The sequence below is a fragment of the Pseudomonas sp. GYB4201 genome, assembly GCF_056312595.1.
Genome location: NZ_JBWGIG010000021.1, coordinates 1 through 16,550, shown reverse-complemented (window position 1 = coordinate 16,550; position 16,550 = coordinate 1). Strand labels below are relative to the sequence as shown.

Here is a 16,550-nt window from a genome sequence, read left to right as displayed (position 1 = left end):
GGTTACCGCGAGGTGCGCAGGCTGCGCGCCAGCGCCCACACCATCAGGCCGCTGACAATCGCCCACCACCAGGCCTGCTGGTTCTGCAGGCCTTCGATGGCCAGCTGCACCGGAATGCCCACGGCCACGATCGCCGTCAGCAGCAGCGCCTCGGGCCTGCGCACTCGCACCGGGCGCAGCAGGTACACCAGCGCCGGCAACACCAGCGCCGCACTCGGGAAGCTGCGGTAGCGGGCGTCGAACACCAGCGCCAGCATCATCACTGCTGCCGCGAAGCCTGCGGCCCCCAGCCACCAGCCGCCACGGCGGTCCAGCCAGGCGAACAGGCGCTCGCGCCAGCCACTGCGCTGCGCCTGGGCCAGCACGCCATGGGCCAGCACGATCAGGTTCAAGCCCACCAGCAGCACTGCCCACACCCATTCTTCGGCGAAGCGCGCGTTGATGCGCACCAGCTCGCCCCAGGCGCCCAGGCTGCTGGCCCCCACGGCCGCCAGCAGCGGCAGCAGCAGGGCGCTGCGGCGGTTGTTCATCCGCCCGGCGAAGGCCAGGGTGGCCAGCCACAGCAGCACGCCGGCGCCCAGCCACTGCGGCCAGAACGGCACGTTGGTGACCGGGCCCTGCAGCACGCCCTTGTCCTGGCGGTCGGCGTCGAACAGGCCCCAGTAGCCGCCCACGGCGCCTTCGCTGGCGCGCTTCCACGGCTGGTCGAAGGCCTCGATCAAGTTGTAGTGCCAGCCGCGCTGTTCGGCCATGGCCACCACGCCGCGAATAAAGCGCGCCTCGTTGACGCGGCTGGGCAGGGCGGTCTCGCGCTGGCGGCCTTCGCTGGGCCAGCCGGTCTCGCCAATCAGAATGTCCTTGGGCGCGAAGCGCTTGGCGAACTCGTCATGCACCTGGGCCACATGGGCCAGGGCCTTGTCGATGCCGCTGGGGTTGTCTTCCCAGTAGGGCAGCAGGTGGATGGTGAGGAAGTCCACCTCCGGCGCCACTTCCGGGTACTGCAGCCAGAAGTCCCAGACGTCAGCGTAGGTGACCGGCTGCTTGACCTGGCTCTTCACCTGGCGAATCAGCGTGGCCAACTGCTTGCCGGTGACTTCCTTGCGCAGCAGGGTTTCGTTGCCGACGATCACCGCCGTCACCACGTCGGGGTTGGCGTTGGCGGCGGTGATCAGCGCCTTGATTTCCTTCTGGGTGTCCACCGGGTTGCCGTTCACCCAGGCACCGATCATCACCTTCAGGCCGTGCTTGCGGGCAAGGGCGGGGATGCTCTCAAGGCCCGTCATGGAGTAGGTGCGGATGCACTCGAAACGGGTGGCCAGCAGCGCAAGGTCGGCGTCCATGCGCTCGGGGCGCAGCTTGAACGGCTGGTCGAACGGCGACTGGTCCTTGTCGAACGGCGTGTACGAGGCGCACTGCAGTTTATGCGTGGCGCTGGCCGCGTCGGGCAGCACCACCGGCTTGCCCAGCCCGTACCAGAAACCGGCGAGGGCAAGCAGACCGAGCACACAGGCAAACAGGTACGGCAACAGGGTGGAGCGGGATGTGGCGGGCATTGGCTATTTTCGTCAGGCAACAAAGCCGCGCATGTTACCTGTATTTGCCCGGCGCTTATGCATTCACCATGCAAAGTTCGGGCAGACGACCGTTGGTCGGTGGCGCTAATGGCAAGGTGATGTCGTTTCTCGCTGCCTCAAGGTCGCAGCCAGAGCAGGATGCTCGGCCCGCGAGGTTGATGATCACTGGGCACTACAAGGCGATTTGCCAGCGCCGTGCACGCCAACGATGCTCGACCGCCGTCGAGCGCAGCCTTTTGGGGAAGTCTGGATGAAGATGAAGAAAATCCTGGGAGCGGCCACCGCTCTGGTACTTGCTGCAAGTTCCACCCTGGCCAGCGCCGAGACCAAGCCAACGTTGAGCATCGGCTATGTCGATGGCTGGTCCGACAGCGTCGCCACCACCTTCGTGGCCTCGGAAGTGATCAAGCAGAAGCTGGGCTACGACGTGAAACTGATGCCCGTGGCCACCGGCATCATGTGGCAGGGCGTGGCCACCGGCAAGCTCGACGCCATGCTGTCGGCCTGGCTGCCGGTTACCCACGGTGAGTACTGGGCCAAGAACAAGGACAAGGTGGTCGACTACGGCCCCAACTTCAAGGACGCCAAGATCGGCCTGATCGTGCCCGAGTACGTGGCCGCCAAGTCCATCGCCGACCTGAAGACCGACAAGACCTTCAAGGACAAGATCGTCGGCATCGACGCCGGTTCCGGCGTGATGCTCAAGACCGACCAGGCCATCAAGGACTACGACCTGACCGGCTACAAACTGCAGGCCAGCTCCGGCGCCGCCATGACCGCCGAACTGGGCCGCGCCTACGACAAGCATGAATCCATCGCCGTGACCGGCTGGGTGCCGCACTGGATGTTCGCCAAGTGGAAACTGCGCTTCCTCGACGACCCGAAAGGCGTGTACGGCGCGGCTGAAACCGTGAACAGCATCGGTAGCAAGGAACTGGACACCAAGGCGCCGGAAGTGGCTACCTTCCTGAAGAAATTCCACTGGAACTCCAAGGACGAGATTGGCGAGGTGATGCTGGCCGTGCAGGAAGGCGCCAAGCCTGAAGCCGCGGCCAAGGACTGGGTGGCCAAGCACCCTGACCGCGTGGCGGAGTGGACGGCTAAATAACCCGCAACCGCTCTATACCGCAACTTCCAGAACCGTCGGGGTTTAACTGCCTCGGCGGTTTTTTATTGTTTGCGCAAATCCCGTAGCCGCTGCCGCAGGCTGCGCTGGCCCCCTTGTACGCTATAAATATCCGGTTGTTAATGCGGGCCAGCGCAGCCTCGCGGCAGCGGCTACAGGTTTTATTATTGTCATAAGTAAGCTAAGCAACTATGTCGACTGGCAAAGCGGTAATGTCGATCTAATACTAAGGTCGTCTGGAGCCGCTTTCACAGCAGCCTAAAGTGGAACAGCGTCACCCCATCTGTGCTGCGAGGATAAAAACAATGAACGACAGCATTTACCTATCGATACAAAACAGCCCGCGCTTCAAGGAGCTGGTGCAAAAAAGGGAACGATTCGCCTGGATACTCTCGGCGATCATGCTTGGGCTTTATGCGGCGTTCATTCTACTGATCGCCTACGGTCCCCATATATTGGGCGCCAAACTGACCCCCGAATCGTCCATCACCTGGGGTATTCCCATTGGTGTCGGGTTGATTCTCAGTGCATTCATATTGACGGGCATCTACGTACGCCGTGCCAACGGCGAGTTCGATGACCTGAACAAGGAAATTCTCAAGGAGGCGCAACAATGATCAAGCGATTATTGGCCAGCCTCGGCCTTCTTGGGTTCGCCCCGGCGCTGTTCGCCGCCGATGCCATTACCGGCGCGGTGCAGAAACAGCCACTCAACGTCTCGGCCATTGTCATGTTCGTGGTGTTCGTGGGCGCCACCCTGTGCATCACCTACTGGGCTTCCAAACGCAACAAGTCCGCGGCCGACTATTACGCGGCGGGCGGGCGCATCACCGGTTTCCAGAACGGCCTGGCCATTGCCGGTGACTACATGTCGGCGGCGTCTTTCCTGGGTATTTCGGCCCTGGTGTTCACCTCTGGCTACGACGGCCTGATCTACTCCATCGGCTTCCTGGTGGGCTGGCCGATCATCCTGTTCCTGATCGCCGAGCGCTTGCGCAACCTGGGCAAATACACCTTTGCCGACGTGGCTTCCTACCGCCTCAAGCAGACCGAGATCCGTACCCTGTCGGCCTGCGGTTCGCTGGTGGTGGTGGCGTTCTACCTGATCGCGCAGATGGTCGGCGCCGGCAAGCTGATCCAGCTGCTGTTCGGCCTGGACTACCACGTGGCCGTGGTGCTGGTAGGCATCCTGATGTGCCTGTACGTGCTGTTCGGCGGCATGCTGGCCACCACCTGGGTGCAGATCATCAAGGCCGTGCTGTTGCTGTCGGGTGCCACCTTCATGGCGCTGATGGTGATGAAGCACGTCAACTTCGACTTCAACACGCTGTTCTCCGAAGCCATCAAGGTTCACCCCAAGGGCGAGGCCATCATGAGCCCCGGCGGCCTGGTGAAAGATCCGATCTCGGCGTTCTCCCTGGGCCTGGCGCTGATGTTCGGCACCGCTGGCCTGCCGCATATCCTGATGCGTTTCTTCACCGTGTCCGACGCCAAGGAAGCGCGTAAAAGCGTGCTGTACGCCACCGGCTTCATCGGCTACTTCTACATCCTCACCTTCATCATCGGCTTTGGTGCCATCCTGCTGGTCAGCACCAACCCGGCGTTCAAGGACGCGGCTGGCGCGCTGCTCGGCGGCAACAACATGGCAGCGGTGCACCTGGCCGATGCCGTGGGCGGCAGCATCTTCCTGGGCTTCATCTCGGCCGTGGCCTTCGCCACCATCCTGGCGGTGGTCGCCGGGCTGACCCTGGCCGGTGCCTCGGCGGTGTCCCATGACCTGTTCGCCAGCGTGATCAAGAAGGGCAAAGCCAACGAGAAAGAAGAGATTCGCGTCTCGAAAATCACCACCATCGCCCTGGGGATCCTGGCCATCGGCCTGGGCATCCTGTTCGAGAACCAGAACATTGCGTTCATGGTGGGCCTGGCGTTCTCCATCGCCGCCAGCTGCAACTTCCCGGTGCTGTTCCTTTCCATGTACTGGAAACGCCTGACCACCCGTGGTGCCATGATCGGCGGCTGGCTGGGGCTGATCAGTGCCGTGGGCCTGATGATCCTGGGCCCGACCATTTGGGTGCAGATTCTCGGCCACGCGAAACCCATCTACCCCTACGAATACCCGGCGCTGTTCTCGATGATCATTGCCTTCGTGGGTATCTGGTTCTTCTCCATCACCGACAAGTCCAAGGCGGCCGATGATGAACGGGCGTTGTTCATGCCACAGTTCGTGCGTTCGCAAACCGGCCTGGGCGCCAGCGGGGCAGTGGCCCACTAAGTTATAAAGCGCGTAATGAAAAGGCAGCCCTCGGGCTGCCTTTTTTGTATGGCTTTTTACCGGTTATATCCTGCCGAGCAATACCAATATCAACAGCACTACCAGCACCACGCCGATAATACCGGACGGCCCGTAGCCCCAGCTTCTGGAGTGCGGGAACACAGGAAGACCACCGACCAACAGCAGGATGAGGATGATGATAAGTATGGTGCCCATGGCGTTATCCTTTATTCGACTTTTGGGGTGCAGGCTTTTAGCGTCAGGAAAAAGCGTGACGGCTTATTAAGTCCGACTCTGGGGTTCGTAAAAAAGTCCGAAAATATTTTGCCCGCCGTTTGTCGAACTTCCCCCACCCCCAAAAACAACACCCCCCGTAGCAGCTGCCGAAGGCTGCGTCCCCAGCCCCGCAGTGCCCCGGACGCAGCCTTCGGCAGCTGCTACGGGCCGGGGTGCGTCCTACAAGCGCGGAAACAGTTTCGGAAACGTCTGACTTGAGCCTCGGGGGCAGGGGGGCTAGTCTCCGGGCCTCGCTGCAAACACAGCGAGCAGGCGTGCAAGCCTGGGTCAAACGAGTGCGGCTATTGTAAGATTCGAGCCGGCGTATCCGTACGCCTCGACGATTATGGTAGCTGTGCGCGGGAGGGCTTCGGTCCTGCCGGGTTTACTCGTTCCTGGTCTTGCACACCTGCGTGCAGCTGCCACCCATCGCGTGCAAGCGGTGGTTGGCTTACCTAACCAATACGAGACTTGTTCATGACTTCCGACATCCCAACCGTCACCCAACTCACCCCCTTCGGCCCCACCGACAGCACGGGCCAACCCATGTTCGCCGTGAACCCCGGCATCCCCAGCGAAGACGCCCTGGCCCAGGTTTCCCTGTTGCTGGGCTACGCCCACGCCACCGCCTACGAAATCGCCGACAGCGACGCCACCCACGACAAGGCCTTCGCCCGCGCGGTGCTGCCGCTGCTCACCAAGGCCAAGGCGCTGGTAGACGCCTGCGTCTGAAATATCACCGTTCCCGCACGGCATCATGACCGCTGATACCGTGCGCAAAACCTGATACCCGTAGCAACCACGGTCTTCGCGGCGATTGCTGAGGTGGCCTTCAACCTCGCTGGAGATCTCCAGTGCACTCAGGGGCCAGCGCAGCCTGGCGGCAGCGGCTACGCGAAATCCTACGCACACCGCCCCGTAGCAGCGGCCACCAGGCCGCGTCACAGGCGCCGCGTAGTTTCAGGTTCACCGCGGACGCCGCCTGGCGGCAGCTGCTACGGGTTCAGCGCCGCATTGCGTGCGTGGCGGTAGTCGCTGACGGCTTCGTACACGGCCTTGCGCAGGCGGTTGATGCCGCCGATGGGGCGGTGGGCCTCGATGCCGTGCCAGGGGTTGAACGAGAGGTTGTCGCACATCAGGTTCTGCGCCGGGGTGTCGAAGTCCTGGGGTGGCACGCGGATCATGGCCACGGTCTGGAACGGCGCATCGCTTTCCTTCCACTGCACGCTGGTGTCCTCGATGGGCATGTACTTGCGCGCATCCTGGCGCTGGATCTGCAGCATGAAGCACGCCGGCTGCTGGTCGGTGGTCAGCTGCTGGTGCAGGGCGGTGCGCAGGAAGTTGGGCAGGTCCTGGTTCTGCTTCGCCACGGTGTAGGGCGGGCAGCTGCCAGGGTCGGGCACCACGCGGAATTTGGCGTTGGCGCTGCCGAACTTGTACGGCGACACCGAATAGTAGGTGGCCAGGGTAGGGCTGGCGGGCGCGTCGGCCAGGGTGGCCTTGGCGATCAGCAGGTGGCGCAGCTGCCAGCTGCGCGGGTCCCAGCTGGGGAAGAAGGCCAGCACCTGCTTGCCGTCGGCCTGGGCGCCGATGTTCTGCCGGTATTCGGCCACGTCGCTGACGAAGAAGTTGGCGTGGTTGAACATCACGAAGTCCTGCTCGTGCTTGCCTGCCTGGTCGGCCATCAGTTGCTGGCCGGGTACGTCGAGCAGCTTGATGGCCATGCCGCGGGCGTCCTGCAGCTGGTCGAACTGCGGGTAGGCGTTGCCGTTGGACAGGCGCATCCAGGCCTGCCAGACCTTGCCCGGCTGGGCGAACACGCCCTGGCGCAGGTCGGCCGGCAGGTTCTGCGGCACGCTGACTTCGGCGGTCACGCAACCGTGGGCTTTGGCGTGGGCGTCACGCAGGTAGCGCGTGGGCTCGCGGTGCTGGTCGACGATGCGAATGGCGGTCTGGATGATGTCCTGGGTCATGGCCGCCTCGCCGGGCGGCACCTGTTCCTCGGCCGGCACGGGGCCGGAGAATTTCCACGCGTAGTAGCCGTAGCCGATGGCAAGGCCCAGGGCGCCAAGCACCAGCAACCACAGCGCCAGTTTGAACAGGCCGCGGCCCAGGCGCAGCCACAGGCGGCCGAAGAAGCCCGGCAGGCGGGACGAGTCGCTGAACATCATGGCAATTTTTCCTCGAGCGGGCCGCCCAGAACTTTCAGGTATTCGATCAGTGCGCGGCGTTCTTCCGGGGCCAGGTAGCGGCCGATCACGCCACGCCCGCGCGGGCCGTCGCGGAATTCGTGGCCGCTGTTGTGGTTGCCGGTGATGGCGGTGTCGTACAGGAAGGCGCCGTCGAAGCGCACGGTGTGGTAGCCCAGGTTGGCCGGGTCATATTCCAGGCTGCCACGGTAGAAGGTGCGCTGGCGTTCATCCTGGGGCGACAGCAACTGGTACACGCTGGGCACCGAGCCGTTGTGCAGGAACGGTGGGGTGGCCCATACGCCGGCCAGGGGGCGGGCTTTATAGGCCAGCACTTCCAGCACGCCGATCGGCAGGCCGAAGCCGTTGTAGCGGGCCTGGTCGGCTTCACTGATGCCGGCGGCCTTGTAGGCGTGCCGCTCCACGAACGCGGTGACGTACGCCAGGCCCTGGGCCACCGAAACCTTGGTCAGGTCCAGCGGGCCGGGGTCGGGTTGTAGGGTCACGTTCAGGCCCTTCAGGTCTTCGGGTGTCCACTTCAGGCTGCTGACGTCGTAGCGGTAGGTGGCGATATTGTTGGCGGCGGTGGGGTCCGTGCCGATGGTTTCTGTGGGTACCAGTACCATCTGGCGCACCGGGCGCCCGCTGCTCTTGTCAGTGGGCGGCACATGGCAACCCGCGCAGTTGTCGGTGAACAAGACGTGGCCCGCTGCAGCCTTCTGCAGGTCGACCTTGCCGAGGATGTCTTCGGGCCAGGCTGGCGCCTTGAGGTGCTGCAGTGCGGTTTCGATGCTGTACAGGTCCTTGACCCGCACGCTGGAGGCGTAGCGGTCGTCGCCGGTCAGCGGCTGGCCGTGCTCGTCGAAGAACTTCAGGGTGGCGCCCACGCCCAGGGATTCACCGACGTTGCGGGCCATGGGCTGCTGCGCCGAGCCGGTCCACTGCACCCAGTCGAAGGTCCAGATGTCCCACAGCTGCGGGTAGTCCACCGGGGCGTTGGCCACCCGGTAGTTGGTGGGCGAGATGGCGTCGCCGAAGGTGGCGTTGGCGATGCGCCCGAAGGCGTCGGTGCGGCCGGGGCCTTCCTGGGTGGGGTAGAGGTTGCGGTGCCAGTCGTTCCAGGCGGTGTGGGCGAAGGTGTCCAGCGAGGCCTTGAACTGCTTGCGCAGCAGGTCGCGGTCGCTGTCATAGCGCTCGCCGAGCACGCGGTGGGCGAAGCGGCTCCACTTCCACGGGATGTAGTAGGTGGCCGCCAGGCTCGACACCAGCGCCTGGCCAAAACTGCCGCCCTTGAGCGTCGGTACGCTGGAAGGCAGCACGTGCTGGGCGGTGCCGCCGTCGATGCGCACGGCCTGGCCGTTCAGGCGCAGCTCGCCGGTGTGGCAGGCGGCGCAGGTGATGTCCAGGTACTCGGCGTTGTCACCGTCGTTGCGGTGGCGGGCGAAGCCTACCGGCAGGTTGCCGGGGTTGGCGGCGCTGGCCTGCTGGTGCGGCTCGGTGAGGAAGCCGAATCGCGCCAGGTACTCGGGGGCGGCGAAGCGGTCCTGGGAGAACGGCAATTCCAGGTTGGTGAACCAGTCGTAATGCAGGCCCTTGACCTGGGTGCCCTGGGGCGTGAAGTAGTACAGCTGGCGGTCGGCGGCGCTCCACTGGTCCAGGTAGCGCAGGGTCTGCGCCGGCTCGTAGCGGGGCAGGTTGGGGCGCGCGGTGTAGTACAGCACCACCGCCAACACGACGAAAAGGCCAAACAATAGCACCAGCAGGGCGCGGGAGACGAAACGCACGGCAGATATCCATATCAGGGAAACAGTCCCCTTTTATGCCTGATTATATATACAGTGGCAAGTGGCTATTCCCCTACATTGTGTAGCTTTTTTAACACCAAAATTTTCTGCGGCATCGGCGCTGGTATCGCAACATTTCCTGACAAAGCGTTTATTGCCCTGATTTCCTGGATTGCTAGGCTGCGGGCCTGCCAAAAGGAATCGTCAGTGACCCGCTACAACACTGCCAAGGACGAGAGCGCTGGCCAGCCAGCGTCGCCCTTGCTCGACCCAGGCTTCTATTTCCTCCCCAAAAGCATGCCCATTGCACGCCTGTACTGAACCATTGTTGGACGAAATGGCGCAGGCGTAGACAGCGAAGTCCAAGGTGCTCAATTTGGCTCTGCCCGCCGCATAACGTGGTGGTGCAGAGGCAAGGTTGAAGGCTGCGGCGCCGCGATGTCTGACCTTGGGGGTATAAACCGGCACCGGAGGGTAGTGCGTGTTGCATCAGTGGTGGGAATGGTCGCGTGGGCCGGTACTACAATCGGCGCCATCATTGGTGAAAACTTGGGAGATGTTGTCTATGAGAAAGCCTTGCGCTAATGAGTGACTTTTCTTCCACCTGGTGGGCCCTGGCGCTTTACGCCGGGCCGATACTGCTGTGTTTCGTCAGCCTTGGGTTCAGTTTTTACCTAAGCCGTCGTCACTTGGATGCGATGGTGCATGCCTTGGGGCGGTCGAGTCAGTTTTCGCTCCTAGCCCCGGCGCTGCTCAAGCAAGGCTGGTCCAGCCGAATGATGCTGTTGGCAACCGTGTGGGGCGCCATTTCATGGCCGAGGCCGGGCATTCGTGCTGGTGTGCTTGACCCTGCGGATATTCAGAATTTCCCTCCCGGTCTCAGGAGGTTTTTTCGAATCAAGGATGTGCTGACGTGCGTGATCATCCTGTGGGCGATTACCGCCACCTTGGTGGCGAAGCTTGCTCAATAAAGCCATTTTCATCTGATGCCCAATCCGCGTTGCCGCTGCCGCCAGGCTGCGCTGGCCCGTGTGCCGCTTAGAACCTCCAGCCAGGTATAGGCCCAGAGCTGCATGCGGATACATTTTTGGTGCGTGTGCTGCAAACTACTCGCAGAACGCAACATTTCCTGACAAAGCGTTTATTGCCCTGATTTCCTGGATTGCTAGGCTGCGTGCCTGCCAAAAGGAATCGTCAGTGACTGAAAATAACAAAACCAATCTGCGTACAGATTCTCGCGGGGAGCGCAGCCCGATGCCACGTGTTCCTCAACCTGCGATGCCAAACCGGATGGCGGCTGCCGCCTCTGTGCAGCCACCTACTTTGCCTGCACGCGAAATGCTTCGGCCCCCGCAGTTATCCCCCGCTGACCCAGGTTTCTATATCGTTCCTGAAAGTATGCCCATTGGGCGGCTTTACCGAGACCTGTTCGATGACTTGCCTCCAGGGGCAATGCCGAAGTTCAGTGCGCTCAATCCAGCGCTGCCTAGCATCATCAAAGCCGGCAGCCTGATCGTGCTGAGCGATCCCACCAACACCTCCTGCACCTTCGCTGAAGCCCAGATGATGCAGGCCGCCGAACGGGTCAAAATTGCCCTAGGGCCACTCACGCCTGACGAGGCGAATTTCATGGTGCGCCATCGCGCGGAAATCGGCAGCTTTATCGGCGAGGGCTCGACGTGGTTGGGGGTGAGTGCGGCGATAATGGAGAAGCATTTGGTGAGTGTGCGCGATACGTTGAAGAGCATTGAGGTGCTTCATCAGCAAGCGTATGGGCAGCATCGTGATTTGAAGTCTGCCGAGTTCCTGCTTCGGCGCAGGCAACTGTTGGCACAGTTGGATGCGCACATGCTGAATTCAACCAAGTTACGATCCTTTACCACCTTTGGTGACAATCCCAAATTGAAGACAGCGTTAGGCATTTCGAGCCGCAGTCTGGTGCATAGTTGGAACAAGGCCGGAGCCCCCGCACAAATTCCTGGGTACGCAACGCATGTAAATGCGATCAGCCGAGCCGCCAAGTACATGAATGTTGGCGGGTACATAGGCATCGGGATCGGCGGCCTGTCTGGCTTGTTGGCTATCCAGGAGGTATGCAGCGCGCAAGGGCAGTCAGTTGCTTGCCGGAAGATAAAGTACGTCGAAGGAGGGAAGTTTATCGGCTCGGCAGGGGGAGGGCTTTTAGGCGCAGATGTGGGGCTGAAGGTATCCGGCCCCATTTGCCTGGCGCTAGGCGTTACCACGGGTGTCGGTGGTGTTGTATGTGTTGCCACGCTGGTAGGCGCGGGGGCTTGGGTTGGTACGAATTATGGCGGGGTAGGGGGAGAGTACGTTGGTGATCTGATTTTCGAAGGAGGGCAGCAGAATGGGCTATGACTCGGTCAAGTTTTGGCTGACGCTCGTTTTTGCGGGCGGTCCAATTCTCATGTGCTTTGTGAGTACGGGATACAGCTTTTACTTAAGCCGTCGATACTTGGGCCAGATGCTTGAGGCGCTAAGGAACTCTCGCCAATTCAGCGTAGGCGCTCCGGTGCTTCTGGGGCAAGGCTGGTTCGGTCGGATGGTCTTGATCGCAAAAATCTGGGGGGCGCTTGGTTGGTCTGGGCCAGGGATTCGTGCCGGTGTTCTTGATCCTCTGGATATCAAGCAGTTCCCACCGCATCTCAGACGGTTGTTCCTCATCAAAAGCCTGATGACTTACTTGATTATCGTCTGGTTTGCCGCCGCTTACTTTGTTTTGGACATGGGTAGAAAACTGTAAGGCGATGCTATAAGTGGATATTTCCAATGCTCCCGTACTGACCCTAATCGCCTACGGCCCTGTACTGCCGTTGGCCTTGGGTAATCTACTATTGGGCCTATACCTGAGCCGGTATCACCTAACATCCATGATCGAAGCATTGAGCCGCAGCCCCCACATCGCCATGCGGGCAGGGACCGTTGACTCCGGCGGGCTGCTGGGGCGAATGATGCTGGTCTCGAAAATATCCGGGATGGTGACGCTTTCCGGTTTGGTCATCCGATCGGGAGAGCTAAGCGCTGACGACATCGCCAATTTCCCAAGTCGGTTGATGCGTCTGGCGAAGGTGAAGTTTTTTCTCTCGGCGATTTCGTTCATGTGGCTCATAGGCGGATTTTTACTGGTCGATTAATCCACTGCTAAGCCGCAGCCGTCAGGCTGCGCTGGCCTGCGTGCACTCCGGAAATCTCCGGTGAGGCACAGGCCCAGCGCAGCCTGTTTTGGTGCGTGTGCTGCAAGGTAGTGCGTCACTGAAGGCCGCCCTGCACATCCCACCCCGCAAACAGGGCCCTGCGCCAAGCTGGCGCGTCCTTTGCAAATACTCACGTATCCGCAGTCAACGTCGACTGCACCCATCACGACAAAGGCGCCGTGTTGCCCCCGCTCAGTAGAGCGCGGGGCAGCCGGCGCCTTTTTGTTTTTCCAGGTCGAGGCAGGCCCATGAGCAGTACCACGGTTCGCAGTGTGTGCCCCTATTGCGGTGTTGGCTGCGGCATCATCATGAGCGTCACCGATAACCGCGTGACCAAGGTGGCCGGCGACAAGGCCCACCCCACCAATTTTGGCCGGCTGTGCACCAAGGGCAGCAGCTGCCACCAGCCGCTGGCCGACAGCGGCCGCATGGAGCACGCCTACGTGCGTAGCGAGCGGGCCCGCGACCCGGCGCGCACGCCCATGGCCCAGGCCATCAGCGCCACCGCCCGGCGCCTGCGCGCGCTGATCGACGCCCATGGGCCGGACGCCGTGGCCTTCTATGTCAGCGGGCAGATGTCGCTGGAAGCGCAGTACCTGGCCAACAAGCTGGCCAAGGGGTTCATTCGCACCCGCCACATCGAGTCCAACTCGCGGCTGTGCATGGCCAGCGCCAGCAGCGGCTACAAGCAGTCGCTGGGCGCCGACGGGCCGCCGGGCTCCTATCAGGATTTCGACCAGGCCGACCTGTTTTTCGTCAGCGGCGCGAACATGGCCGACTGTCATCCCATCCTGTTTTTGCGCCTGCTGGACCGGGTCAAGGCGGGCGCCCGGCTGATCGTGGTGGACCCGCGGCGCAGCGCCACGGCGGACAAGGCCGACCTGTTCCTGCAGATCCGCCCGGGTACCGACCTGGCGCTGCTCAACGGCTTGCTGCACCTGCTGCTGCACAACGGCAAGGTCGACCAGGCCTTCGTCGCCCGTCACACCCAGGGCTGGGAGGCACTGCCCGAATTTCTCGCCGACTACACCCCGGCTACCGTCGCGCAGCTCACTGGCCTTGCCGAAGCGGATATCCGCAAGGCCGCCGACTGGATCGGTGAGGCACCCAACTGGATGAGTTGCTGGACCATGGGCTTGAACCAGAGCACCCACGGCACCTGGAACACCAACGCCCTGTGCAACCTGCACCTGGCCACCGGCGCCATTTGCCGCCCCGGCAGCGGGCCGTTCTCGCTGACCGGCCAGCCCAATGCCATGGGCGGCCGCGAGATGGGCTACATGGGCCCGGGCTTGCCGGGGCAGCGCTCGCTGCTGGTGGACCGCGACCGCGCCTTCGTCGAGCAACAGTGGCATTTACCGCCCGGCACCCTGCGCAGCGACACCGGCGCCGGTACCATTGATATGTTTGAACAGATGCGCGACGGCGCCATCAAGGCCTGCTGGATTATCTGCACCAACCCGGTGGCCAGCGTGCCCAACCGCCAGCGGGTGATCGACGCGCTGCAAGCCGCCGAACTGGTGATCACCCAGGACGCCTTCCTCGACACCGAAACCAACCGCTACGCCGACATCCTGCTACCCGGCGCCCTGTGGGCCGAGGCCGAAGGCGTGATGATCAATTCCGAGCGCAATCTCACGCTGATGCAAAAGGCCGTGGACGCGCCCGGCGAGACCTTGCCGGACTGGCAGATCATCGCCCGCGTGGCCTGCGAAATGGGCTTTGAGGCCGCGTTCAGTTACCCCAGCGCCGAAGCCGTTTTCGAAGAGATCAAGGGCTTCTACAACCCCGACACCGGTTACGACGTGCGCGGCGCCGATTACCCGCGCCTGCGCCAGACGCCGCTGCAATGGCCGTGCGAGCCTGGCCGCGGCGACGACCGCAACCCGGTGCGCTACCTCACACCCGACGGCCTGCGCTTTCCCAGCGACGACGGCCGCGCGCGGTTCTTCGCCCGGCCGCATATGGCCCCCGCCGAACTGCCCGACGATGACTTCCCGCTGGTGCTCAACACCGGCCGCGTGCAGCACCAATGGCACACCCTGACCAAGACCGGCAAGGTTGCCAGTCTCAACAAGCTCAACCCCGGGCCGTTCGTGGAAGTGCACCCTGAGGACGCCGCGCGCCTGGGCATCGCCGAGCGCGACCAGGTGCGCCTGCAAACCCGCCGCGGCCACGCGGTGCTGCCGGCGCGGCTCAGCGACCGGGTGCTGCCGGGCAACCTGTTCGCGCCGTTCCACTGGAACGACCTGTACGGCGACGACCTGGCGGTCAACGCCATGACCAGCGACGCCATCGACCCGGTGTCGTGGCAGCCGGAGTTCAAGTTCAGCGCCGTGGCCCTGAGCCGAGTCAGCGGTGCCTTGATACCCACGGTCGAAGCCGGCGCTTGCCAGCCTGACGCGGCGGTGCCCGAGCAGTGGGTGCTGTGGGCCTCCCAGACCGGCAACGCCGAGGCCTTGGCCAGCCTCTGCGGTGAGCAGTTGCGGGGTGCGGGGCTGCAGGTGCAGGTCAACTGCATGGATGAAGTCAGCCTGCCGCAATTGCGCCAGGCGCGCAGCGTGCTGTTGATCACCAGCACCTTTGGCGACGGTGAGGCGCCGGACAACGGCAGTGGGCTATGGGCAGCGTTGCAGGAGGGGGGCGCCGAGCAACTGGCCGGGGTGCGCTATTCGGTCCTGGCCTTGGGCGACAGCAGCTACGAGCAGTTTTGCGGCTTCGGCCGCAAGCTCGACGCCCGCCTGCAACATTTGGGCGCCACCACGCTGGTGCCGCGGGTGGACTGCGAGCCCGACTACCAGGAGGTCGCCGAGCAGTGGCTGGGCCAGATCAACCTGGCGCTGACGGGCACTGCCCCAGCCCGGCCTGCGGTGGCCAGGGACTACAGCGGCTACAGCCGCCAGCGCCCCTGCCAGGTGCGCATCAAGCACAACCGCCTGCTCAACGCAGCAGGTGCGGAAAAGGAAACTCGGCAGATCGTCTTCGACCTGAGCGACACCGGCCTGCACTACCAGGCCGGCGATGCCCTGGGCGTGTGGCCCACCAACTGCCTGACCCTGGTGGAGGAACTGCTCGCCGCCCTGGGCCTGGACAGCAGCCAGCACGTGCAGGTGCCCGAGCAGGGCGAGATGGCCCTGGCCCAGGCGCTGCACAAGCATTACGAAATCACCCGTATCACCCCCGCCTGGTTGGCGCTGGTGGCCGAGCGCAGCGGCAGCGCGCGGCTGGCCGAGTTGCTGGTGGCGGACAACAAGGAAGGCTTGAACCAGTGGCTATGGGGCCGACAGCTGCTCGACCTGCTGGACGAATTCCCCACCGAAGTCAGCATCCATGAATTGCTGGGCCTGCTCAAACCGCTGCAACCACGGCTGTACTCCATCAGCTCCAGCGCCCAGGCCACCCCCAACGAGGTGCACCTCACCGTGTCCACCGTGCGCTACCGCCACAACGACCGCGCACGCAGCGGCGTGTGCTCGGCGTTCCTCGCCGACCGCGCCAGCAACGGCCTGGTGTCGATTTTCGTGCAGCCGTCCAAGCACTTCAAAGTGCCCGCCGACCCCGCCGCGCCGATGATCATGGTCGGCCCCGGCACCGGCGTCGCGCCGTTCCGCGCCTTCTTGCAGGAGCGCCAGGCCAGTGGCGCCAGCGGCCCCAATTGGCTGCTGTTCGGCGAGCAGCGCCAGGCCACTGATTTCTACTACCGCGACGAGCTGGAGCGCTGGTTGCAGCAGGGCCACCTGCAACGCCTGGACACGGCTTTTTCCCGCGACCAGGCGCAGAAGGTCTATGTGCAGCAGCGCATGCTGGAGCAGGGCGCGCAGTTGTGGGCGTGGCTGCAGCAGGGCGCGCACTTCTACGTGTGCGGCGACGCCAGCCGCATGGCCAAGGACGTCGACGCGGCGCTGAAGGCGGTGATCGCCGAGCATGGCGGCGTGGACGCCGAGGCTTATGTGGCGCAGATGAGCAAGGCCAAGCGCTACCTGCGCGATGTGTACTGAAACAAGGCACGGCGCAGGTTTTCGCACCAACCTGGCCCCGTAGCCGCTGCCGCCAGGCTGCGCTGGCCGGTATTGCAACCAGGATTTTGTGAGTGTACGCAAGGGCCAGCGCAGCCTGG

13 protein-coding genes are annotated in these 16,550 nt (G+C 63.3%); 9 read left to right on the top strand and 4 right to left on the bottom strand.

The annotated features are described in order from the left end of the window. Positions 1–2 precede the first annotated feature (2 nt). Positions 3–1,553 carry a glycoside hydrolase family 17 protein gene (locus AC0Z2B_RS19690; protein WP_476298863.1) on the bottom strand — a complete coding sequence of 517 codons (1,551 nt, stop codon included), beginning with the start codon at positions 1,551–1,553 and terminating at the stop codon, positions 3–5. 271 nt (positions 1,554–1,824) lie between these two features. Here AC0Z2B_RS19690 and AC0Z2B_RS19685 point away from each other — a divergent pair, with 271 nt between their 5' ends. The 3 genes from AC0Z2B_RS19685 to AC0Z2B_RS19675 all read left to right on the top strand — a co-directional run bounded on the left by AC0Z2B_RS19685 (position 1,825) and on the right by AC0Z2B_RS19675 (position 4,972). Further along, on the top strand, positions 1,825–2,682 hold the full coding sequence (locus AC0Z2B_RS19685; protein ID WP_416422961.1) for a glycine betaine ABC transporter substrate-binding protein: 858 nt from the start codon (positions 1,825–1,827) through the stop codon (positions 2,680–2,682). 323 nt (positions 2,683–3,005) lie between these two features. Continuing rightward, positions 3,006–3,317 carry a DUF485 domain-containing protein gene (locus AC0Z2B_RS19680; protein WP_416422962.1) on the top strand — a complete coding sequence of 104 codons (312 nt, stop codon included), beginning with the start codon at positions 3,006–3,008 and terminating at the stop codon, positions 3,315–3,317. Next, entirely contained in the window at positions 3,314–4,972 is a 1,659-nt protein-coding gene (locus AC0Z2B_RS19675; protein ID WP_416422963.1) for a cation acetate symporter, read from the top strand. Before AC0Z2B_RS19680 ends, AC0Z2B_RS19675 begins: the two co-directional genes overlap by 4 nt. A 63-nt stretch (positions 4,973–5,035) precedes the next feature. Here AC0Z2B_RS19675 and AC0Z2B_RS19670 read toward each other — a convergent pair whose 3' ends face one another. Further along, entirely contained in the window at positions 5,036–5,188 is a 153-nt protein-coding gene (locus AC0Z2B_RS19670; RefSeq protein ID WP_249676383.1) for a DUF3309 family protein, read from the bottom strand. A 537-nt stretch (positions 5,189–5,725) separates the two neighbouring features. Between AC0Z2B_RS19670 and AC0Z2B_RS19665 the strand changes: the two genes are divergently transcribed. Then, positions 5,726–5,980 carry a DUF3077 domain-containing protein gene (locus tag AC0Z2B_RS19665; RefSeq protein ID WP_473005651.1) on the top strand — a complete coding sequence of 85 codons (255 nt, stop codon included), beginning with the start codon at positions 5,726–5,728 and terminating at the stop codon, positions 5,978–5,980. 263 nt (positions 5,981–6,243) lie between these two features. Here AC0Z2B_RS19665 and AC0Z2B_RS19660 read toward each other — a convergent pair whose 3' ends face one another. Beyond that, positions 6,244–7,419 carry a catalase family protein gene (locus tag AC0Z2B_RS19660; protein ID WP_476298861.1) on the bottom strand — a complete coding sequence of 392 codons (1,176 nt, stop codon included), beginning with the start codon at positions 7,417–7,419 and terminating at the stop codon, positions 6,244–6,246. After that, positions 7,416–9,221, bottom strand: a complete 1,806-nt coding sequence (locus tag AC0Z2B_RS19655) for a di-heme-cytochrome C peroxidase (RefSeq protein ID WP_476298859.1) — start codon at positions 9,219–9,221, stop codon at positions 7,416–7,418. Before AC0Z2B_RS19655 ends, AC0Z2B_RS19660 begins: the two co-directional genes overlap by 4 nt. Positions 9,222–9,805: 584 nt before the next feature. Here AC0Z2B_RS19655 and AC0Z2B_RS19650 point away from each other — a divergent pair. From AC0Z2B_RS19650 to AC0Z2B_RS19630, 5 genes are all read left to right on the top strand, one after another. After that, entirely contained in the window at positions 9,806–10,192 is a 387-nt protein-coding gene (locus AC0Z2B_RS19650) for a hypothetical protein (RefSeq protein WP_476298857.1), read from the top strand. Between the two features lie 226 nt (positions 10,193–10,418). Next, positions 10,419–11,597, top strand: a complete 1,179-nt coding sequence (locus AC0Z2B_RS19645) for a hypothetical protein (protein WP_476298855.1) — start codon at positions 10,419–10,421, stop codon at positions 11,595–11,597. After that, entirely contained in the window at positions 11,587–11,982 is a 396-nt protein-coding gene (locus AC0Z2B_RS19640; RefSeq protein WP_476298853.1) for a hypothetical protein, read from the top strand. Before AC0Z2B_RS19645 ends, AC0Z2B_RS19640 begins: the two co-directional genes overlap by 11 nt. A gap of 13 nt (positions 11,983–11,995) precedes the next feature. Beyond that, positions 11,996–12,373 (top strand): hypothetical protein, encoded by a 378-nt coding sequence (locus AC0Z2B_RS19635; protein WP_476298851.1) that lies wholly within the window; start codon positions 11,996–11,998, stop codon positions 12,371–12,373. 308 nt (positions 12,374–12,681) lie between these two features. Continuing rightward, on the top strand, positions 12,682–16,431 hold the full coding sequence (locus AC0Z2B_RS19630; RefSeq protein ID WP_476298849.1) for a sulfite reductase subunit alpha: 3,750 nt from the start codon (positions 12,682–12,684) through the stop codon (positions 16,429–16,431). The last annotated feature ends 119 nt before the right edge of the window (positions 16,432–16,550 follow it).